This window comes from Microbacterium sp. SZ1, assembly GCF_002362255.1.
Taxonomy (GTDB): Bacteria; Actinomycetota; Actinomycetes; order Actinomycetales; family Microbacteriaceae; genus Microbacterium.
In genome coordinates, this window is sequence record NZ_LPVV01000012.1 from 246,675 (window position 1) to 267,243 (window position 20,569).

At 68.7% G+C, this 20,569-nt stretch carries 19 protein-coding genes; 4 read left to right on the forward strand and 15 right to left on the reverse strand.

Annotation, left to right across the window (positions count from 1 at the left end; all coding sequences use genetic code 11):
- Positions 1–43: 43 nt before the first annotated feature.
- On the forward strand, positions 44–997 hold the full coding sequence (dapD, locus tag AUC47_RS08845) for a 2,3,4,5-tetrahydropyridine-2,6-dicarboxylate N-succinyltransferase (protein ID WP_096714832.1): 954 nt from the start codon (positions 44–46) through the stop codon (positions 995–997).
- A gap of 258 nt (positions 998–1,255) precedes the next feature.
- On the forward strand, positions 1,256–2,635 hold the full coding sequence (locus AUC47_RS08850) for a DEAD/DEAH box helicase (RefSeq protein ID WP_096714833.1): 1,380 nt from the start codon (positions 1,256–1,258) through the stop codon (positions 2,633–2,635).
- 75 nt (positions 2,636–2,710) lie between these two features.
- Here AUC47_RS08850 and AUC47_RS08855 read toward each other — a convergent pair whose 3' ends face one another.
- The 6 genes from AUC47_RS08855 to AUC47_RS08880 form a co-directional block, all read right to left on the reverse strand.
- Positions 2,711–4,021 (reverse strand): citrate synthase, encoded by a 1,311-nt coding sequence (locus AUC47_RS08855; protein WP_096714834.1) that lies wholly within the window; start codon positions 4,019–4,021, stop codon positions 2,711–2,713.
- Positions 4,022–4,176: 155 nt separating this feature from the next.
- Complete coding sequence (gene dapC / locus AUC47_RS08860; RefSeq protein WP_096714835.1) at positions 4,177–5,289, reverse strand: succinyldiaminopimelate transaminase; 1,113 nt, start codon at positions 5,287–5,289, stop codon at positions 4,177–4,179.
- A 3-nt stretch (positions 5,290–5,292) separates the two neighbouring features.
- Positions 5,293–5,613: a ferredoxin gene (gene fdxA / locus AUC47_RS08865; RefSeq protein WP_050721431.1), complete on the reverse strand. Its 321-nt coding sequence runs from the start codon at positions 5,611–5,613 to the stop codon at positions 5,293–5,295.
- 9 nt (positions 5,614–5,622) lie between these two features.
- Positions 5,623–6,120, reverse strand: coding sequence for a histidinol dehydrogenase (locus AUC47_RS08870; protein ID WP_256999497.1), 498 nt, complete (start codon positions 6,118–6,120; stop codon positions 5,623–5,625).
- 65 nt (positions 6,121–6,185) lie between these two features.
- Positions 6,186–6,500 (reverse strand): AzlD domain-containing protein, encoded by a 315-nt coding sequence (locus AUC47_RS08875; RefSeq protein WP_096714836.1) that lies wholly within the window; start codon positions 6,498–6,500, stop codon positions 6,186–6,188.
- The gene (locus tag AUC47_RS08880) at positions 6,497–7,207 is read right to left on the reverse strand and encodes an AzlC family ABC transporter permease (protein WP_096714837.1); all 711 of its coding nucleotides are present in this window, start codon (positions 7,205–7,207) and stop codon (positions 6,497–6,499) included. The genes AUC47_RS08875 and AUC47_RS08880 overlap by 4 nt, the downstream gene beginning before the upstream one ends.
- Positions 7,208–7,297: 90 nt before the next feature.
- Between AUC47_RS08880 and AUC47_RS08885 the strand changes: the two genes are divergently transcribed.
- Positions 7,298–7,846, forward strand: a complete 549-nt coding sequence (locus AUC47_RS08885; RefSeq protein WP_096714838.1) for a helix-turn-helix domain-containing protein — start codon at positions 7,298–7,300, stop codon at positions 7,844–7,846.
- On the opposite strand, the gene AUC47_RS08890 is transcribed toward AUC47_RS08885, so the two are convergent.
- From AUC47_RS08890 to typA, 4 genes are all read right to left on the reverse strand, one after another.
- Positions 7,847–9,472 carry an MFS transporter gene (locus tag AUC47_RS08890; protein ID WP_096714839.1) on the reverse strand — a complete coding sequence of 542 codons (1,626 nt, stop codon included), beginning with the start codon at positions 9,470–9,472 and terminating at the stop codon, positions 7,847–7,849. It abuts the gene before it with no gap.
- A 43-nt stretch (positions 9,473–9,515) separates the two neighbouring features.
- A complete protein-coding gene (glsA, locus tag AUC47_RS08895) occupies positions 9,516–10,544 on the reverse strand; it encodes a glutaminase A (RefSeq protein WP_096714840.1) in 1,029 nt (342 codons plus the stop codon).
- Positions 10,545–10,651: 107 nt separating this feature from the next.
- Entirely contained in the window at positions 10,652–11,515 is an 864-nt protein-coding gene (locus AUC47_RS08900; protein WP_096714841.1) for a phospholipase, read from the reverse strand.
- A gap of 163 nt (positions 11,516–11,678) precedes the next feature.
- Positions 11,679–13,592, reverse strand: a complete 1,914-nt coding sequence (gene typA / locus AUC47_RS08905; RefSeq protein WP_096714842.1) for a translational GTPase TypA — start codon at positions 13,590–13,592, stop codon at positions 11,679–11,681.
- Positions 13,593–13,693: 101 nt separating this feature from the next.
- Here typA and AUC47_RS08910 point away from each other — a divergent pair, with 101 nt between their 5' ends.
- Positions 13,694–14,479, forward strand: coding sequence for a CPBP family intramembrane glutamic endopeptidase (locus AUC47_RS08910; protein WP_256999498.1), 786 nt, complete (start codon positions 13,694–13,696; stop codon positions 14,477–14,479).
- A gap of 19 nt (positions 14,480–14,498) precedes the next feature.
- Here the strand turns inward: AUC47_RS08910 and AUC47_RS08915 are convergent, their stop codons facing one another.
- From AUC47_RS08915 to AUC47_RS08935, 5 genes are all read right to left on the reverse strand, one after another.
- Complete coding sequence (locus AUC47_RS08915) at positions 14,499–15,062, reverse strand: PH domain-containing protein (RefSeq protein WP_096714843.1); 564 nt, start codon at positions 15,060–15,062, stop codon at positions 14,499–14,501.
- Between the two features lie 2 nt (positions 15,063–15,064).
- The gene (locus AUC47_RS08920; RefSeq protein WP_096714844.1) at positions 15,065–16,738 is read right to left on the reverse strand and encodes a dipeptide ABC transporter ATP-binding protein; all 1,674 of its coding nucleotides are present in this window, start codon (positions 16,736–16,738) and stop codon (positions 15,065–15,067) included.
- Positions 16,735–17,679, reverse strand: a complete 945-nt coding sequence (locus AUC47_RS08925) for an ABC transporter permease (RefSeq protein ID WP_096714845.1) — start codon at positions 17,677–17,679, stop codon at positions 16,735–16,737. Before AUC47_RS08925 ends, AUC47_RS08920 begins: the two co-directional genes overlap by 4 nt.
- Positions 17,672–18,598: an ABC transporter permease gene (locus AUC47_RS08930; RefSeq protein ID WP_096714846.1), complete on the reverse strand. Its 927-nt coding sequence runs from the start codon at positions 18,596–18,598 to the stop codon at positions 17,672–17,674. The genes AUC47_RS08925 and AUC47_RS08930 overlap by 8 nt, the downstream gene beginning before the upstream one ends.
- A 101-nt stretch (positions 18,599–18,699) precedes the next feature.
- Positions 18,700–20,334, reverse strand: a complete 1,635-nt coding sequence (locus AUC47_RS08935) for a peptide ABC transporter substrate-binding protein (protein ID WP_096714847.1) — start codon at positions 20,332–20,334, stop codon at positions 18,700–18,702.
- Between the last annotated feature and the right edge of the window lie 235 nt (positions 20,335–20,569).

The following is a 20,569-nucleotide window of genomic DNA, read 5'->3' on the forward strand; positions in this document are numbered from 1 at the left end:
CACGCGGGCGTCGGCCGGAGGGAAGTGGCGATACCGTGGAGGCATGACTGAGGCGCGCACCGTGTGGGGTATTGGACTTTCGACGATCGCCGGCGACGGCACCGTTCTCGACGCCTGGTTCCCCGAGGTCACGGCCACGGCGCCGACGGCGGGAGACGCCGCTGCCGCTCTGCTGACGCTGGATGCCGTCGCCGGACCGGACGAGCGCCGCAACGTGACCGTCGAGACCGTGCAGCTGCACATCGACCTGGACGCGCCCCCCGCCTCCACGATCGACGCCTACCTCCGTCTGCACGCGCTCTCGCACCTCGTCGTGCGGCCGAACGAGCTCAACCTCGACGGCATCTTCGGGCACCTGCCGAACGTCGCATGGACGAACGCCGGGCCGATGCACCCCGACGACGCGGCACGGCTTCGTCCGCTGCTGCAACGCGCCGGCATCCAGGTGCAGGGTCTCGACAAGTTCCCGCGGCTCACCGACTACGTGCAGCCTGCGGGGGTGCGCATCGCCGACGCCTCGCGAGTTCGACTCGGCGCCCACCTTTCACCGGGTACCACGGTCATGCACGAGGGGTTCGTGAACTTCAACGCCGGCACGCTCGGCGCCTCCATGGTCGAGGGACGCATCTCGCAGGGCGTCGTGGTCGGCGACGGCAGCGACATCGGCGGCGGCTCGTCGATCATGGGCACTCTCTCGGGCGGCGGCTCGCACCGCGTGTCGATCGGCGCGCGCACCCTGCTCGGTGCGAACGCCGGGATCGGCATCTCGCTCGGCGACGACTGCGTGGTCGAAGCGGGCCTCTACGTGACGGCCGGGACCAAGGTCGTGCTGGTCGACGGACCGGCGACGCCCGGTGGAGGGCGTCCCTCCGTCAAGGGTGCGGAGCTGTCTGGGCGCGACGGCCTGCTGTTCCGTCGCAACTCGCTCAGCGGCGCCGTCGAGGCCGTCACGAGGGCCGGCGTCGGCGTCACGTTGAACGAGGCTCTTCACGCTTGAGAGCGTCCCTGAGAGCGCCCAGCGCCGGAGATCACAGCGGCGCTGATAGACTGTAGGGGTCGTACGGCCATCCAGTCCGGCGATGTCGTCGTCGTCACGGGGTCTCCGAGGACCGAAGCGGGCGCTCCAGAGCCGCCCCCACAACCAGCCTTCGCTGGCGTTTCGCACGGCGAACCGATGCGCTGTCCTGCGCCGTCGCCACCTCATACCCAGAATCCTCGCGTGCGGTCGTCCGCATGCGCTGATGGAGCTTTTCCTATGTCTTCCTTCCTCGAACTCGGCGTACCCGCCGATCTCGCCGCCGTTCTCGCCGCCTCGGGCAAGACGGAGGCGTTCGCCATCCAGCGCGACACGCTCCCCGACTCGCTCGCCGGTCGCGACCTGCTCGGACGTGGCCGCACCGGCAGCGGCAAGACGATCGCGTTCGCGCTTCCCCTCGTCGCGCGCCTCGCCGCTTCCGGCAAGAAGCGCCGCTCGGGTCTCCCGCGCGGGCTCGTGCTCGCACCGACCCGCGAGCTCGCCACGCAGATCGCCGCGACCGTCGCTCCCCTCGCCGAGGCCGCCGGCCTGAAGGTCACGACCGTGTTCGGCGGTGTGAGCCAGCGCCCGCAGGAGCAGGCGCTGAACGGCGGCGTCGACATCGTCGTGGCCTGCCCCGGCCGCCTCGAGGACCTCATGAAGCAGCAGGTCGTACGCCTGAGCGAGATCGAGGTCACCGTGCTCGACGAGGCCGACCACATGGCCGACCTCGGATTCCTCCCCGGCGTCACCCGCATCCTGAACGCGACCCCCGCCGGCGGACAGCGGCTGCTGTTCAGCGCGACGCTCGACCGCGGCATCGACACCCTCGCCCGCCGATTCCTCGTGAACCCGGTGAGCCATGAGGTCGACGAGGCCAGCGTCCCGGTCGGCGAGATGACGCACCGCGTGCTCGTCGTGGACTCCACGGAGAACAAGACGACCCTCGTGCGCGATCTCGCCTCCGGCACCGGCCGCCGCATCCTCTTCACCCGCACCAAGCACCAGGCGAAGAAGCTCGCGAAGCAGCTCACGGCGGCGGGCATCCCCGCCGTCGACCTGCACGGCAACCTGTCGCAGAATGCGCGCGAGCGCAACCTCGGGGCCTTCTCGAGCGATCCCGACGACGGCGGCGTGCGCGTGCTCGTCGCGACCGACGTCGCGGCCCGCGGCGTGCACGTCGACAACGTCGACCTCGTGGTGCACGTCGACCCGCCCATGGAGCACAAGGCGTATCTGCACCGCTCCGGCCGCACGGCGCGTGCCGGAGCTGCGGGCACCGTGGTGACCGTGGTGCTGCCCGAGCAGCGCCGTGACGTCAAGGACCTGCTGCGCAAGGCCGCGATCACGGCAGCGCTCGAAGAGGTCACGCCCGCTGCCGTCGAGCAGCTGGTTCCCGAGCGTGCACCGCACGTGCGCCCGGCACCCGTGCAGAAGCAGCCGCAGCGCCAGGCGCCGAAGCAGCGCCCGGCGGGCGGCGAGCGCGGCTCGGCCACCACCCCGCCGTCGCGTCGTCGCCGGCGCCCGCGCTCCGGCGGACAGGGGCAGGGCGGCCAGGGCGGTCAGCCGCAGGGCGGCTCGCGCCAGGGCGGTCGCGGTCGCGGCGGCCAGGGTCGCTGACCTTCACAGCGAGACGAGAAGAGCGGATGCCGTACGGCATCCGCTCTTCTCGTTCGTGTCTCGGTACGTCCGCCGTCAGCGCGTCTGGAACGTGCGCTCGACCGAGCCCGTGTACAGCTGCTGCGGGCGGCCGATCTTGGTCTGCGGGTCGAGCTGCAGCTCGCGCCACTGGGCGAGCCAGCCGGGCAGGCGGCCGATCGCGAAGAGAACCGTGAACATGCGGGTCGGGAACCCCATGGCCTTGTAGATCACGCCGGTGTAGAAGTCGACGTTCGGGTAGAGGCGACGCTCCTTGAAGTAGTCGTCGGCGAGCGCGATCTCCTCCAGCTCCTGCGCGAGGTCGAGCAGCGGGTCGGTCACGCCGAGCTCGGCGAGGACCTCGCCGGCGGCCTCCTTCACGAGCTTGGCGCGCGGGTCGTAGTTCTTGTAGACCCGGTGGCCGAAGCCCATGAGCTTGACGCCCTCCTCCTTGTTCTTCACCCGCTCCACGAAGCGAGAGACGCTCTGGCCCGAGTCGCGGATCTGGCCGAGCATCGTGAGCACCGCCTCGTTCGCTCCCCCGTGCAGCGGGCCGGAGAGGGCCTGGATGCCGGCGGAGATCGACGCGAACTGGTTGGCCCCGGTGGAGCCGACCAGGCGCACGGTCGAGGTCGAGGCGTTCTGCTCGTGATCCTCGTGCAGGATGAGCAGGAGCTCGAGCGCCTTCGACATGACCGGGTTGATCTCATACGGCTCGGAGTTCACGCCGAAGTTCAGCTTGAGGAAGTTCTCCACGAAGCCGAGCGAGTTGTCGGGGTAGAGGAACGCCTGACCGACGCTCTTCTTGTGCGCGTAGGCGGCGATGACGGGCAGCTTCGCGAGCATGCGCACCATGTTGAGCTCGACGTGCTCAGGGTTGTGCGGATCCGTCTGGCCCTCGTAGTACGTCGACAGCGCGGCGACGGCCGACGACAGCACCGACATCGGGTGCGCGGTGTGCGGCAGCGCGGAGAAGAAGCGCTTGAGGTCTTCGTGCAGCAGCGTGTGGCGACGGATCTTCTCGTCGAACTCGGCGAGTTCGGCCGCGGAGGGCAGCTCGCCGTAGATGAGCAGCCAGGCCACCTCGAGGTAGGTCGTCTTGCCGGCGAGCTGCTCGATCGGATATCCGCGATACCGCAGGATCCCCTTGTCGCCGTCGATGAACGTGATCTCCGACTTCGTCGACGCGGTGTTCACGAATCCGTAGTCCAGGCCGGTGTAGCCGGTCTGTCTGGTCAGCGTCGAGAAGTCGATGCTGTCGTGTCCGGCCGTGCCGCGCACGACGGGGAACTCCGCCGTGGTCTCGCCGATCGTCAGCTTCGCCGTCGCCTGCTGGTCTGCCGCTGCGCTCACGCGGGGCCTCCTCATGGGTCTTCATCAAGCCTGGTGTGGCGATGTCACGACGCTGTGCGTCGGGGTCGGGCCGAGATCGTCGATACGCGACCGAATCGCTCCTACAGCCTAGTAGGCGCATAGGCCTACTGTGACATCGCACAAAACAACGGGGGTGTCAGGGAGGACCTCTACAGCGCCGAGTCGCGCAAACGACGCGCCGCCTCGCGCACGCGCGCCGTGGGCGCGGTGAGCGCGAGCCGTACGTGCTGCCCCGAAGAGGCGCCGTAGAACGAGCCGGGACCGGCGAGGATGCCGAGGTCGGCGAGGCGCGACATGCTCGACCACGCGTCCTCCCCCGCGGTCGCCCAGAGATACAGCCCGGCTTCGGAGCCGTCGATGCGGAACCCCGCCGCCTCGAGGGCCGGGCGCAGGGCGTCGCGGCGCTCGCGGTAGAGCTCCTTCTGCGCTGCCACGTGCTCGTCGTCGCCGAGCGCGACGGCCATGACGTGCTGCACGGGAGCCGGAGGCAGCAGCCCCAGGTGCTTGCGAGCCGCCAGGAGGTCGCCCACGATGCGTGCGCACCCGGCGAGGAAGGCGGCTCGATAGCCGGCGAGGTTCGACTGCTTGCTCAGCGAGTAGACGCTCAGGAGGTTGGCCCTGCTGCCCCCGGCGACCCGCGGGTCGAGGATCGACGGGATGATCTCGGATGCCCAGGCGCCATCCCAGCCGAGCTCCGCGTAGCACTCGTCGCTCGCGAGCACGGCGTCGAGCTCCCGCGCGCGACGCACTGCTGCGGCGAGTTCGTCGACGGTCCAGGTGCGCCCGTCAGGGTTGCCCGGGGTGTTGATCCAGATGAGCTTGGTGCCCTCCGGCCACTCTGCGGGATCGTCGGCGGCGACCGGGGTCGCTCCTGCGACCCGCGCACCCACCTCGTAGGTCGGGTAGGCCACCCGCGGATGCACGACGATGTCACCCTCGCCGAGCCCCAGGAGCGTCGGGAGGAGCGCGACCAGCTCTTTCGAGCCGATCGTGGGGAGCACGTTGTCGACCGTGAGATCGGGCACTCCTCTGCGGCGCGCGTACCAGTCGACGATCGCCTCGCGCAGGACAGGCGTGCCGACGGTCTGCGGGTAGGCGTGGGCGTCGGTCGCATCGGCGAGGGCCCGGCGGATCAGCTCGGGCGTCGGGTCGACCGGAGAACCGACGGACAGATCGACGAGACCGTCGGGATGCTGTGCCGCCCGCTCGCGATAGGGGGCCACCGCGTCCCAGGGGAAGTCGGCGAGGTCGCGGACGCTCACGGGCTACTCGCCCTGCGGCGGCAGAGCGGCGATGATCGGGTGGTCGTGGGCGATGACCCCGACCTTGGCCGCCCCACCGGGCGACCCGACCTCGTCGAAGAACTCGACGTTTGCCTTGTAGTAGTCCTGCCACTCCTCGGGCAGATCGTCCTCGTAGTAGATCGCCTCGACGGGGCAGACCGGCTCGCAGGCACCGCAGTCGACGCACTCGTCGGGGTGGATGTACAGCGACCGTTCGCCCTCGTAGATGCAGTCAACGGGGCACTCGTCGATGCAGGCGCGATCCTTGACATCGACGCACGGGAGGGCGATCACATACGTCACGCCACCAGTCTACGTGCCGAGACCCGTGCGATCTCCCCGCTCGGGCTCGACGTCGCCGGCTGGGCGCCGATCCGCCCCGGGGACGTCCGTGATGGGCGGCGGCGCGACCGACGTCGAAGCGGCGGCCTTCGGCGCCTCCGTGCGCGGGGGAACGCGCGCGATGCGGGGCCACGCGACGACCAGAAGCACCAGCCCGGCGACCACGTAGATCCAGACCCTGCCACTCAGGGACTCCTGCACCACGATCGATCCGCCGGGTCCGACCCCCGAGATCAGCACGAGCATGCCGAGCATGCCGACACCGGAGGCCAGGGCGGCTCCGCGATCGTGGGTCAGGGCGCGGATGGCGATGAGGATGGCGCCGCACGCGATCGTGCCGACGATGAGCCCGACCGGCACCGGCCCCCACGTCACACTGTGGGCGATGGTGCCGGCCACACCGAAGACGCCGCCGACGAGAGCCGCGGCGACCCAGGACAGCACCCGGGAGATCCATCCGATACGCACGGATCGATCCTACGCGCGCTCGGAGCACGGGTCCGTCAGTGCCGCCCGACGGCGAGCTGCTGCGATCAGGTCGCGAGACTCGCCAGCCTCAGCAGGGCGGCGACGGCCGCCGCGGCGACGACGACCACGAGGAACGACTGCCGCATCCACAGCAGACCTGCCGCGACGAGGAGAGCGGGCACGCGGGCGTCCACGACGACGGCCTGCCCGGCGCCCAGGGTCTGCACCGCCACGAGGGCGGCGAGCAGCGCCACCGTCAGCAGGTCGGAGATGCGCGCCGGACGCGGCGCCTCGAGCACCTTCGGGGGCACCAGGTATCCGACGGCCTTGAGCGCCAGACAGATCACGGCCGCGAGCAGGACCGCGCTCCAGACGCTCATCGGGGCGCCTCCGGCGCCGATGCGGTCGACGCATCATCGCTGCCCAGCCAGTTGAACCATCCGACGAGGATCGCGACCAGCGCAGCGACCAGCACGGGCAGGCCGGGCATGAGGGCGGGGGTCAGAGCCGCGGCGACCACGGCCGCCGCCACGCCGACCGCGATCGCCTGACGCCGCGTCAGACGCGGCCAGAGCAGCGCGAGGAAGGCCGCGGCCGCTGCGGCATCCAATCCCCAGATCTTGGGGTCGCCGAGCACGTCGCCCACGAGCGCACCGACGAGCGTGGTGAGGTTCCATCCGAGGAAGATTCCGATACCGGTGACCCAGAAGCCGACCTGTCGCAGACGCGGGTCGCTCTGCGAGACAGCGACGGCCGTGGACTCGTCGATCGTGAAGTGCGCCGCCGCGACGCGGCGTGCGGGTGTCGTGCCCACCATGGGAGACATGCGCATGCCGTAGGCGATGTTGCGCACGCCGAGCAGCGCTGCGGAGGCGATCGCGGACGGCAGAGCGGCCAGACCTCCTGCGGCGAATACCCCGACGAAGGCGAACTGCGATCCCCCGGTGAACATGAGCAGGCTCAGCACGCAGGTCTGCCAGACGTCGAGACCGGAGGCGACCGCGAGGGCGCCGAACGAGACGCCGTACGCGCTGGTCGCGATCACCACGCCGGCGGCCTCGCGCCAGACCTCGCGTTCAGCGCTCATTGAGCGTTCGATTCAGTGAACACATGATCATCATTCTGAACGCTCGCGGGGCGCATAGTCAAGCGAACGATCGTTTGACATGATGAACGGATGGACGACCTCCGCACGCGAATCGCTCGCACGCTTCGCCGGGAACGCGAGGCGGCCGGCGTCTCGGTCTCCGAACTCGCTCGCCGCGCCGGCATCTCGAAGGCGACGGTCTCGCAACTCGAATCGGGAGCGGGCAACCCCAGCGTCGAGACACTGTGGGCGCTCGGCGTCACACTCGGCGTGCCGTTCGCCGTACTCGTCGATCAGCAGTTGAACGCCCCGACGCTCATCCGGGCGGACGAGCACGCCGGGGTGCCATCCTCGGCATCCGTCTACAGCGCCACTCTGCTGTCCGCGAGTCCGCCGGGGGCACGTCGCGACGTGTATATGATCCAGGCCGAGCCGGGCGATCCGCGTCGCTCGGATCCGCACCACGGCGGAACGACCGAGCACGTCATCCTCGTCTCGGGCCAGGCGCACGTCGGTCCCGTCGACGAAGCAGTGCTGCTGAATCCGGGCGACTATCTCTCCTACGCCGGAGACGTGCCGCACGTGTTCGAGGCCGTCGTCGCCGGCACGAGCGCCGTGCTCATCTCCGAGCTGCGCTGATCACTCTCCTGCCGGTGCGGGCGATGGATCGGGGATCTCGTCGGGCTTGTAGCGCGGCAGACGTGACGCGGGCAGGATCGCGATCGCACTGATGCCGGCGAGGAGCAGGAGTCCCAGTCGCAGGGTCCCAAGCCGCGACTCCTCGTTCACGGCCACCGCGGCGTCGACCTGAGCCGGAGTCGCATCGGTCCCCTCGAGCACCGCGCGCAGGTCGTCGTTGCTGATGAAGTTCACCTCGTCGAGGTCCACCTGCGAGACGAGCTCGGGCGGCAGCTCCGGATGCTCGACCACCGCACGCCCTACGCTGAGACCGAGCAACGACACCAGCAGTGCGCCCGCGAGCGCCGTGCCCACCGCCGATGCCAGGTTCTGCGTCGTGCCGCGCAGGGAGCCGACATCGCCGGCGAGCTCCGATGGCGCCGCCGTGACGAGCACGTTGAACATGAGCGTGACCAGCGCGCCCTGTCCGACGCCGAACACGATGAGCCCGAGGATCGTCGCGAGTGTCTCCCAATTGTTGTTCACGACGAACGACAGCCACACCAGCGCCACCGTGGTGAGCACGAAACCGAACATGCCGATGATCCGGGGCGGGTAGCGACGGTAGAAGCGCACCACGAGAGTGGCCGTGATGAAGACCGTCAGGTTGAACGGCATCATCGCGAGCGAGGTGTCGAACGGAGTGCGGCCCTGCACGATCTGGATGTACAGAGGAATCGTGAAGTTCACGCACGCCTCCAGAGCGACGACGATGAACATCGCGTACACGGCGGCCCGCTCGCGCGACGATTGGAGCACGCGCAGGTCGATCAGCGGGACCCCGCCGCGGGCGATACGCCGGCGGGTCCAGACGAAGAAGCCCTGCCCCAGCATGATTCCCGCCACGACGAACACGGGCGCCGGCGAGAGCCCGAGGATGCTGAACGGCGCCGCCTCCGTCGCCGCCAGCGCGCCCCATCCGTTGAGGTTGTTGAAGCCGAGCGTGAGCAGCACGATCGCGGCGCCGATGAGGAGCGACGCCACGAGATCGATGCGGATGGAGGCGTCACCGCGGTCGCCGCGCAGGGTGAAGCTCAGCGCGAAGACGATCACCGCGATGGCGAGCACGATGACGAACAGGGGGCGCCACCCGACGAGCGTGCCGAGCGTGCCGCCGATGAGGAAGGCGGTGACGCCGGAGATCGCCCGCGCCGAGCCGATCGCCCCGATGGCCGTGGCCTGCTGACCGCCGCGGTAGTTCTCGGCGATGAGGGCGACGATCGAGGGGACGATGATCGCGGCTGCGGCGCCGGCGACCGCCTGCCCGGCGATCGCCCAGCCGACGCTCGGCGACACGATCATGAGCACGGCGGAGCCGGCGAACAGGACGATGACGATCCGGAAGATGAGCACCCAGCCGACCCGCTGGCCGAGCTTGGCGCCGGTCATCACGAGCGCGGCGACCGCCAGGCCGTACATCACGATGGTCGTGCTCGCGACGGTGGGCGGCACGCCGAATTCGTCGACGATGCCTCCGAGCGAGATCGGCAGTGCGGCGACGTTGAACGACATGAGCACCTGCGCGAGGAAGAGGCTGACGAGCGGCAGCCAGGAGGTCCGGGTCTCGGGCGATGCGGTGGAGGTCATGGCGTCTCCTGGGTGGTGGGTGACGAATCGTCGGCGAGGATGCTCAGCCGCGCGCGAGCTCGTCGTCGGCCGGGTGGGCACCTGCGGGTGCCGACGCGAAGAGGTCGAGCCCGAGCGACCGGGAGAGGTGGGCGATCGCCCGTTGCGATCTGATCGAGTTGCCCGCACGGTCGAGCAACGGCGAGAACCCGGCGACGGCGCACTTCCCGGGTGAGACGGCGACGATCCCCCCGGCGACCCCCGACTTCGCGGGCAGGCCGATCTCGAACAGCCACTCCCCCGACCGCTCGTAGAGGCCGGTCGCGGCGACCACGGCGAGCGTGTCCCGGCAGACGTCCGCGGAGACGACGCGTTCCCCGGTGACCGGGTTCATCCCGCCGTCGGCCAGCGTCGCCCCCATGACGGCGAGATCATGAGCCGTGACCAGGAGCGCGCACTGTCGCGTGTACACGTCGACCACCTCGTCGGGGTCGCCGTCCAGCCTCCCGTAGCCGCGCAGCAGACGGCCCAGCGCGCGGTTGCGGTCGTTGGTCTCGGCCTCGGAGGCGTAGACCCGCCCATCGAGCCGGAGCTGCCGCCCCGCGAATGCCGACAACCCCTCCCGGAGAAGCTCCCAGCGCTCGACCGACGTCTCGCCGGGCAGCAGCGCCGTGGTCGCGATGGCTCCGGCGTTCACCATGGGGTTCATCGGGTGACCGTCGTTGAGTTCGAGCGCCATCACCGAGTTGAACGCGAGCCCGGTGTTGTTCACCCCGACGATCTCGCGCACCCGTTCGTGGCCCTGCTCCTGGATCGCGAGCGCGTAGACGAACATCTTCGAGATGGACTGGATCGAGAACGGATGCTGCGCGTCACCGGCATCATGCAGGCCGCCGTCCACCTCGACCAGGGCGAGCCCGAACAAAGACGGATCGGCGTGCGCGAGCTCCGGGATGTAATCGGCGACCGTGCCGTCGTCGATGCCGATGCTCGCGGAATGCGCCTCACGGACGAGGTCCTCGACGCTCGCCCATCCCGGTAGCGAGCCCGTCGAGACGCGAGCGGGGATGTCGTGCCGTGCTGCAGACTCCACGCGCCCTCCTCGGATCGGTGACGCCCCAGCCGCCTTCGCTCACGGTACCGCGACGACGGCCCCCCGGCCTAGCGGCAGAGGGCCGTCGGATGAGCGCGTGGCGCGGCTCAGTACCAGTTGGTGGCCTGCGAATGCCCCCAGGCGCTGCACGGCGTGCCGTACACCGAATCGATGTAGCCGAGTCCCCAGGCGATCTGGGTCGCGGCGTTGTCGCGCCAGTCGGCGCCTGCGGAGGCCATCTTGCTGCCGGGAAGAGCCTGCGGGATGCCCGTGGCGCCGCCCGAGGCGTTGTAGGCCTTGTAGTTCCAGCCGGACTCCTTGGTCCACAGCGAGTTCAGGCACGAGAACTGGTCGTCACCCCAGCCGTACCGGCTCGCCATCATCTGTCGCGCCGTGGCCTTCGCACCCTCGGGGGTGTTGGCCTGCGCGAGCGCCGCTGCGGCCGCAGCCGCCTGCTCCTGCTCGACCTTGCGCTGTTGGGCGACCGCGTAGTCGTTCTGCAGGGTGGCGGTCTCGGCCGCGACCGCCTCGGTCTCGGAGGTGACGTAGGCCTCGAGGCTCGTGACCTCGCGCGACGACAGCCCCTCGCGGTCGCCGAGCTTGTCGATCCAGGTGGTCAGGTCGGAGGTGTCGACCGCGGCGGGTGCACCGGCGAGATCGAGACCGGAGGCGGCGACCTCGGCGGTGACGGCGTCGGCGGCGGCCGCCGCGTCCTGAGCGAGCGAGATGTGGATCGCGGCGTCGTCGGCCTTCTTGACGAGCGGCGCGGCGCCGCCGGTGACGAACGAGGCGACGGCGTCGGGCGTCTCCGCGCCTGCGGCCGGAGCCGACACGATGCCGACGGTGAGGGCGGCGCCGATGACGCCTCCTGCGATGGTTCCGAAGATCCACTTCGGACGGCGGGCGGTGACCGCGTTGCGGGCCTCCGCCACGGATGAGGCGCGCCGAAGCGCACGGGTGTTCTGCTGCATGGGTTTCGACTTTCGGGTCGTCGTACGCCCCTTGGCGGAGCCCTCATCGGGAGTCGGCTCCAGGCGCAAGGTAACGATTCTGCAACATGACACCTGGGCGCTTCATGAGAGAGGGCCCTGCCCGTCATCAGACGGTGCAGGGCCCTCGCGAAGAACAACCGGGTCAGGCGTTGGCGTCCTGACGCTTCAGGCGCGCGGTCTCGCGTGCTCGCGTCGTCGCGTCCAGGTTGACCTTGCGGATGCGCACGGCCTCCGGGGTCACCTCGACGCATTCGTCGTCGCGCGCGAACTCCAGGCTCTCCTCGAGCGTGAGCACGCGAGGCGGCGTCATCGACTCGAAGTTGTCGGCCGTGGCCGACCGCATGTTGGTGAGCTTCTTCTCCTTGGTGATGTTCACGTCCATGTCGTCGGCGCGCGAGTTCTCGCCGATGACCATGCCCTCGTAGACCTCCGCCGTGGGCTGCACGAAGAACGACATGCGCTCCTGCAGCGCGATGATCGCGAACGGGGTGACGACGCCCGCGCGGTCGGCGACGATAGAGCCGTTCTGACGGGTCGTGATCTGGCCGGCCCACGGCTCGTAACCGTGCGAGATGGCGTTCGCGATGCCTGTGCCGCGCGTGGTGGTCAGGAACTCGCTGCGGAAGCCGATGAGGCCGCGCGACGGGACGATGAACTCCATGCGCACCCAGCCGGTGCCGTGGTTCGTCATGTTCTCCATGCGCCCCTTGCGGTTCGCGAGGAGCTGCGTGATCGCGCCGAGGTGCTCCTCCGGCGTGTCGATCGTCAGGTGCTCGAACGGCTCGTAGGTCTTGCCGTCGATCTTCTTCGTGACCACCTGCGGCTTGCCGACCGTGAGCTCGAAGCCCTCACGGCGCATGTTCTCGACGAGGATGGCCAGCGCGAGCTCTCCGCGGCCCTGGACCTCCCACGCGTCAGGACGGCCGATGTCGACCACCTTGAGCGAGACGTTGCCGATGAGCTCGCGGTCGAGACGGTCCTTCACCATGCGCGCGGTGAGCTTGTGCCCCTTGACCTTGCCCATGAGCGGCGACGTGTTGGTGCCGATCGTCATGGAGATGGCGGGGTCGTCGACCGTGATGGCGGGGAGCGGACGCACGTCCTCGGGGTCGGCGATGGTCTCGCCGATGGTGATGTTCTCGAAGCCTGCGATCGCGACGATGTCACCGGGGCCGGCGGACTCGGCCGGGTACCGCTCGAGCGCACGGGTCTTGAGGAGCTCCGTGACGCGAGCGTTGCTCGTGGTGCCGTCCGAGCGCACCCAGGCGACCGTCTGACCCTTCTTGAGCGTGCCGTTGAAGATGCGCAGGAGCGCGAGGCGACCGAGGAACGGGCTCGAGTCGAGGTTGGTGACCCAGGCCTGCAGGGGCGCCTCGTCGTCGTACGACGGAGCCGGGACGTGCTCGAGGATCGCGCCGAAGAGCGGCTCGAGGTCGTCGTTGTCGGGCAGCGAGCCGTCGGCGGGGCGGTTCAGCGACGCGGCGCCCGCGCGACCGGAGGCGTAGACCACGGGCACGTCGAGCAGCGCGTCGACGTCGAGGTCGGGCACGTCGTCGACGAGGTCGGAGGCGAGGCCGAGCAGCAGATCGTGCGCCTCCTCCTCGACCTCGGCGATGCGCGCGTCGGGGCGGTCGGTCTTGTTGACCAGGAGGATGACGGGCAGCTTGGCCTCGAGCGCCTTGCGCAGCACGAATCGGGTCTGCGGCAGCGGACCTTCACTGGCGTCGACGAGCAGGACGACGCCGTCGACCATCGAGAGGCCGCGTTCGACCTCGCCGCCGAAGTCCGCGTGGCCGGGGGTGTCGATCACGTTGATCGTGATCTCCTGCCCATCGGCGTGCGCACCCTTGTAGGTGATCGCCGTGTTCTTGGCGAGGATCGTGATGCCCTTCTCGCGCTCCAGGTCGTTGGAGTCCATGGCGCGCTCGTCGACGTGGGCGTGTTCACCGAACGAGCCCGTCTGGCGGAGCATCGCGTCGACGAGGGTGGTCTTCCCGTGGTCGACGTGCGCGACGATTGCGACGTTGCGGAGGTCAGAGCGGAGGGCGTGCGCCATGCAGGAGTCCTAAAGAGTGTGGGTTTTCGCCGGGAAGCCGACATTCCAGGTTACCGTATGCACACGGCTCGTTCCTGAGCGCACGAAGTACGATCGGGGACGTGACGGCCGTCGATCTCTCCCCCGCCCCTCCGCGCTCCCGGCTGTGGTGGGAGATCGCGATCGTGCTGGCCCTGGGACTCGGCCAGTCAGCGGTGTACGCGATCGTGCAGCTCGCCTACCGCCTGACCGATTCGACGCCGCTCGCCGATCAGACCGCGACGTTGAACCCTGCGCGCAGTGACCGCGAGGTCTTCGACCTCATCTACCAGGTGCTGTCGATCGGATTCTCGGTCGTTCCCGTGCTGCTCGTCTGCTTCCTGCTCTGGGAGTCGCGCCGCCCGCACCTCGGGCCCCTCGGCCTGGACGGTCGGAAGGTCGGATCGGATGCCGGGCGCGGCATCCTTCTGGTTCTGGCTATCGGCATCCCCGGTCTCGCGCTCTACGTCGTCGGGCGAGCCCTCGGCCTGTTCGTAGCGGTGAATCCGGCGGGTCTCGACGCGCACTGGTGGACCGTACCGGTGCTGCTGCTCGCTGCGGCGCGCGCGTCGATCCAGGAGGAGTTCGTGGTTCTCGGCTACCTGTTCGCCCGGCTGCGGCAGCTGGGCTGGGGACCGTGGCCGATCATCCTCGCGACGTCGGTGCTGCGAGCGAGCTATCACCTCTACCAGGGCCCCGGCGCGTTCGTCGGCAACCTCGCGATGGGACTGCTCTTCGGATGGCTGTTCCAGCGCAGCGGACGGCTCATGCCGTTTCTCGTCGCGCACTTCCTCATCGACGCGACCGTGTTCGTCGGCTATCCGTGGGCTGCGGCGACGTGGCCCGAGCTGTTCGGGCTTCCGGGCTGAGTCGGGCGCATCGCCGCCGTCAGTTCGCCGTGATCGCGATCGAGACGATCGCCCAGGCCACGATGACGCCGAGCGCGAGGAGTGCGCGCACATCCCACTCGCGCCGAATCGGTGCGTCCGTCGCCCCGGAGGCCGCCTGCCAGCGATCGCGGATCTCCGTGAGATCGCGCAGCCCTGCCGGAGCCTTCGCCTCTGCGTCTTCGTCGGACGGACGCCGCGTCGGCCGAGCCCTCGCCGGCCCGCCGTAGCAGGTGACGTCGGTGCCGTCGTCGAGCGAGAACACGAGCTGCCAGCGAAGGTCGATGTCACGGACGCGACTCCAGCCGAACGACGTGCGACGGAGCATGTTCTGCACCACCGCCCCGCTCTCGTCCACGCGCACGGCGGAGACGAATGCGACCTCGTAGACGGCCCAGATCGCCAACAGCACCCACGGCGCAAGCAGGAGCATCTGCCCCCATCCCGCGCGGACGACAGCGTCGCCGAGCAGGAAGATCGCGAGCAGCGAGCACAGCACGAACGTCACCGGCCCGGAGGCCGCGCGGAACGTCCGCGCGACCCCCGGCCGAGAGTCAGCCGACACGCTCAGTGACCGCCGAGGGTGATCGACGCACCCGGGATCGCCTGCAGCAGCCGATCCGTGTACTCCTGCTGCGGGTTGGCGAAGATCTCGTCGACCGTGCCCTGCTCGACGATCTTCCCCTTCTCCATCACGCAGACGAGGTCGCTCGACACGCGCACGACGGCGAGGTCGTGCGTGATGAACAGGTAGGTCAGACCCAGCTCCGACTGCAGGTCTGCGAGAAGCTGCAGCACCTGGTCCTGCACGAGCACGTCGAGCGCCGAGACCGCCTCATCGAGCACGATGATGTCGGGCTTGAGCGCCAGGGCCCGCGCGATGGCCACGCGCTGACGCTGGCCACCGGACAGCTCGTTCGGGTACCGGGTCGCCAGCGCGCGGGGCAGCGCGACCTGGTCGAGCAGCTCCTCCACACGCTCCCGACGCGATGTCCGGTCGCCGACGCCGTGGATCTGCAGCGGCTCGGCGATCGTGTTGCCGATGTTCCGCAGCGGGTCGAGCGAGCCGTACGGGTCCTGGAACACGGGCTGCATCCGTCGGCGCAGACCGAAGGCCTGCGCGTTCGAGAGGTTCGACACGTCCTGGCCGTCGATCTCGATCGTGCCCGCGGTCGGGTCCTCGAGCTTGAGGACCATCTTCGCCACCGTGGACTTGCCGGAGCCCGACTCGCCGACGAGGGCGAGCGTCTTGCCGCGAGGGATCTCGAAGGACACATCGTCGACAGCGCGGAAGTCCTCGCTGCGGAACCCGCCCTGGCGGATCTTGTAGTCCTTGGTGAGGCCGGCCACGCGAACCGTCGGCGGGATGTCCGCGAGGTCCTCGAGCGTCTCGATACCCCGGTCCTCCACGACCGCCTGGATGCGCTGCGACGCCACGCTCGGCGCCGCGGCCACGAGCCGCTTGGTGTACGGGTGCTGCGGGTTCTCGAGGATCTCCCGGCTGGGTCCGGCCTCGACGATGTTGCCGCCGTTCATCACGATGATCTTGTCCGCGCGCTCGGCCGCGAGGCCGAGATCGTGGGTGATCAGGAGCACCGAAGTGCCCTTGTCGCGCGTGAGCGACGCCATGTGATCGAGGATGACCCGCTGCACCGTCACGTCGAGGGCCGAGGTGGGCTCGTCGGCGATCAGGAGCTTCGGGTCGGCCGCGAGACCGATGCCGATCAGTGCACGCTGGCGCATACCGCCCGAGAACTGGTGCGGGAACTGGTGGAGACGGCGCTCCGCGTCGGCGAGACCCGCCTGCTGCAGCACCTCGATCGCGCGAGCCTTGACCGCCTGGCGCCCCTGGGCGACACCGTTGGCGCGGATGGCCTCCTTGACCTGGAAGCCGATGCTCCACACGGGGTTCAGGTTCGACATGGGGTCCTGCGGCACGAAGCCGATGTCACGGCCGCGCACCGCCTCGATCTCGCGCCGGGTGAGCTTCGTCAGCTCACGTCCGTCGAGAGTGATCGAGCCACCCGTCACGGTGCCGGTTCCGGGGAGCAGGTTCACGATGGCCGTCGCCGTCGTGGACTTGCCCGAACCCGACTCGCCGACGATCGCGACGGTCTCTCCCGGCATGACGTCGAAGCTCACGCCGTGCAGGACCTCCCGCAACCCCTCCTGGGTGCGGAAGGCGACCTTCAGGTCGCGGATGCTGAGCAACGGGATCTGGTCGACTGCGCGCTCGCTCATCGGCGTGCCCTCGCCTTCGGGTCGAGGGCGTCTCGGATGAGCTCACCCAGGGTGACGAACGCGAGGACGGCGAGCGTCAGCGCGATCGACGGATAGATGAGTGCCATCGGGGCGACGCGCAGCGAGGCCTGGGCCTTGCTGATGTCGTTGCCCCAGGACATCACGTCGCTTCCGAGACCCACGCCGAGGAACGACAGGGTCGCCTCCGCGACGATGGCGGCTGCCAGGCCGAGCGTCGAGACGACCAGTAGCGGGGCGATCGCGTTCGGGATGACGTGGTTCAGCAGGATGCGGAACTTCGACTGCCCGAGAGCCTGCGAGGCCATCACGAAGTCGGCCTGCCGGACGCGGAGGACCTCCGCTCTCACGACACGCGCGGTCGACGCCCACGCGAACCCGCCGATGGCGAGAGCGAGAGTCCAGACCGAGCGAACGTCCTTGAAGACGGTCATCACGACCACGGCGGCGAGGATGTAGGGGATCGCGAAGAAGATGTCGCCGATGCGCGACAGCAGTCCGTCGAGCCAGCCGCCGTAGAAGCCGGCCAGCGCGCCCATGATCAGACCGAGGATCGCGGAGATGAGAGTGGCGATCAGTCCGACGGCGAGAGACGTCTGCGATCCCCACACGATGCGCGCGTAGATGTCGCAGCCCTGGAACGTGAAGCCGAGGGGGTGCCCGTCAGCGGGACCGCCGTTGCTGTTCGCGAGCTGGCAATCGTCGTTCGGCGGGGTGGCCGTGAAGAGCGTCGGCCACAGCGCCATCACGAGGAAGACGAGGGCGAGTGCGATCGAGAACCAGAACAAGGGGCGACGCCGCAGATCCTGCCACGCGTCACGCCACAGATTGCTGGCCTTGTCCGAGATGCGCACGGCATCGACGGCGATCGTCTCCGTCTCGACGGGCGCGACGTAGTGTTTCTGGGTCGTGGGATCAGGCATAGCGAATCCTCGGGTCGAGCAGACCGTAGAGCAGGTCGATGAGCAGGTTCACCAGCACGTAGAGGATTACGAACACCGTCACGAACGAGACGACGGTCGGACCCTCGCCACGACGGATGGCCTCGAACAGCGTGTTGCCGACACCCGGCACGTTGAAGATGCCCTCGGTGACGGTCGCGCCGACGAGGAGGACCCCGAAGTTGGTGGCGGAGTTGGTGATGACGGGGATCAGGGAGTTGCGCAGCACATGCACCGGAAGCACGCGGCTGCGCGAGAGCCCCTTGCTGTACGCGGTGCGAACCCAGTCCTGGTTCAGCGTGTCGATGACGGAGCTGCGCATCAGGCGCATGCTCACCGCGTAGAGACTGAACCCGAGCACGATCGCGGGGAGCCAGAGACCTCCCCAGTCGTTGTCGGCTCCGACGGTCGGCTTGAACCAACCGAGCTGGATGGCCAGGAAGTACTGCGCCAGGAACGCGACGACGAAGATCGGGATCGCGATCGCCACCAGGGCGACGATGAGCGACACGTTGTCGAAGATCCTCCCCTTGCGCAGTGCCGAGATCGTTCCGATGATGATCGCCAGGGTGAACTCGATCGCGATCGCCATGACCGCGAGCCGCCCCGTCACGGGAAGCGTCGCCGCGAGCACCGAGGAGACCGAGCGGCCCGAGAACGTGTCGCCCAGGTCACCCTGGAACACCCCGGAGATGTAGTACCAGTACTGCACGATGAACGGGTCGTTCAGGTGGTACTGCTCGCGCAACGCCTCGATCAGAGCCGGGTTCGGCGTCTTGTCTCCGAAGAGCGCGAGGATCGGGTCGCCGGGCATGGCGAACACGAGGAAGTAGATGAGCAGGGTGGCTCCGAAGAAGACCGGGATCACCTGCAGAAGACGCCTGAGGATATATCCGAGCATCCGCTTGTCCCTTCTGTGAGGGTGAGAAAGCTCTGCGAACACAAGCCTGTGAGGCGGTGACGAAGAGTCGCCACCGCCTCACAGTGAAGTGCCGTCAGATCTTACTCGCCGGCCTTCGTGATCTCGTAGTACAGCGGAACGGAGTTCCAGCCGAACGTCACGTTCTGGACGTTCTCGCTGAAGCCGCCGGTCACGTTCGAGTACCACAGCGGGATCGCGGGCAGATCCTGGAAGAGGATCTCCTGCGCCTTGGTGAAGTCCTCGAGCTGTGCGTCGGGGTCGGGGTTGCTGATGCCGGACTCGATGGCGGCGTCGAACTCGGGGTTCGTGTAGTCACCGTCGTTGGAACCCGCACCGGTCGCGTAGAGCGGGCCGAGGAAGTTGTACAGACCCGGGTAGTCCGCCTGCCAGCCCGAACGAGCCGCGGTGGTGATGGTGCGGTCGTTGATCTTCGTGCGGAGATCCTGGAACGTCGGGTACGGGTCGCCCGATGCCTCGATGCCGAGGGTGTTCTTGATGCTGTTGCTCACCGCGTCGACCCAGGCGTCGTGTCCGCCGTCGGAGTTGTAGGCGATCTTGAACTCGCCCTCCCACGGGGAGATGGCGTCGGCCTCGGCCCACAGCTCCTTGGCCTTCTCGGGGTCGTATTCCAGGACCTCGCTGCCGGGGACCGAGTCGGACCATCCGTCGATGACCGGCGATGTGAAGTCGGACGCCGGGGTGCGGGTGTCGGAGAAGATCGTCTTGGTGATCTCCTCGCGGTTGATCGCCATCGACAGCGCCTGACGACGCAGCTGGCCCTCCTCGCCGCTGAAGTGCGGGAGGAACTGACCGATCGTGAACGACTGGAACACTGCGGACGGCTGGTTCACGGCGCGGTCGCCGAGCTCGTCGGTGAAGACGGGGAGCGAGTTCGACGGGATCGCGTCGATGACGTCGACCTCGTTCGACAGCAGGTCGGCGTAAGCCGCTTCCTGCGTGGCGTAGAACTTGATCGTCAGTCCGCCGTTGGCGGCCTTGCGCCCGCCGTCGTAGTCGTCGTTGCGGACGAGGTCGATCTGCACGTCGTGCTGCCATGCGTCATCGCCGTCGATCATGTACGGACCGTTGCCGACCGGGTTCTGGCCGAAGGCCTCCATGTCCTCGAACGCGACGTCCGGCAGCGGGTAGAACGCCGAGTAGCCGAGACGCAGCGCGAAGTCCGACGCGGGCTTGTTGAGAGCGATCGTGAACGTGTAGTCGTCGACCTGCTTGAGACCCGTGAGCTCGGAGTCCGTCTCGGCGTTGTAGCCCTCGATGTCCTCGAAGAAGTAGCTCGAGAGGTGCTTGTTGGAGGCCTTGGCGCCCTCGTTCCACGCCTTGATGAAGTTGTCGGCGGTGACCTCTTCACCGTTGGTGAAGGTCTGACCCTCCTTCAGCTTGACCGTGATGTTCTGGGGATCCTCGGTGGTGATCTCCTCGGCCATGTCGTTGGTCGGCTTGCCGTCGGCGTCGTAGTAGATGAGGCCCGCGAAGATCTCGTCGAGGATCTTGCCGCCACCCACCTCGTTGGTGTTGGTGGGGATCAGCGGGTTCTCGGGCTCGGAGCCGTTCGTCGTGATGATGGCATCCGGGTCTGCCTCGCCGCCGGCGCTGCCGCCGTCGCTGTTGCCGCCGCCGCTCGCGCAGCCCGCGAGCGCCAGGGCGCCGATCGCGAACAGCGCGGTGCCCGCAAGGGCGATCTTGTTGCGCTTCACTGTGTGTCCTCCTGTGGACGGGTATTCATCAGACTGCGCGCTCATCGTCGAACGCGTAGGGATAGTCGACTGTAACCCGGGGTTCACGCAACCCCGCACTCGGCTAATGAACCGTTACTGAGTGGTGACCATCCGTAATACTGCTGAAACACGGGGTCAGCGCGAGTACGGTTATTCGCCGCTCCGAAGCGGCGCCCGATGCGGGAGGCAGAGAAAGGGGGTCGGATGCCGCGGC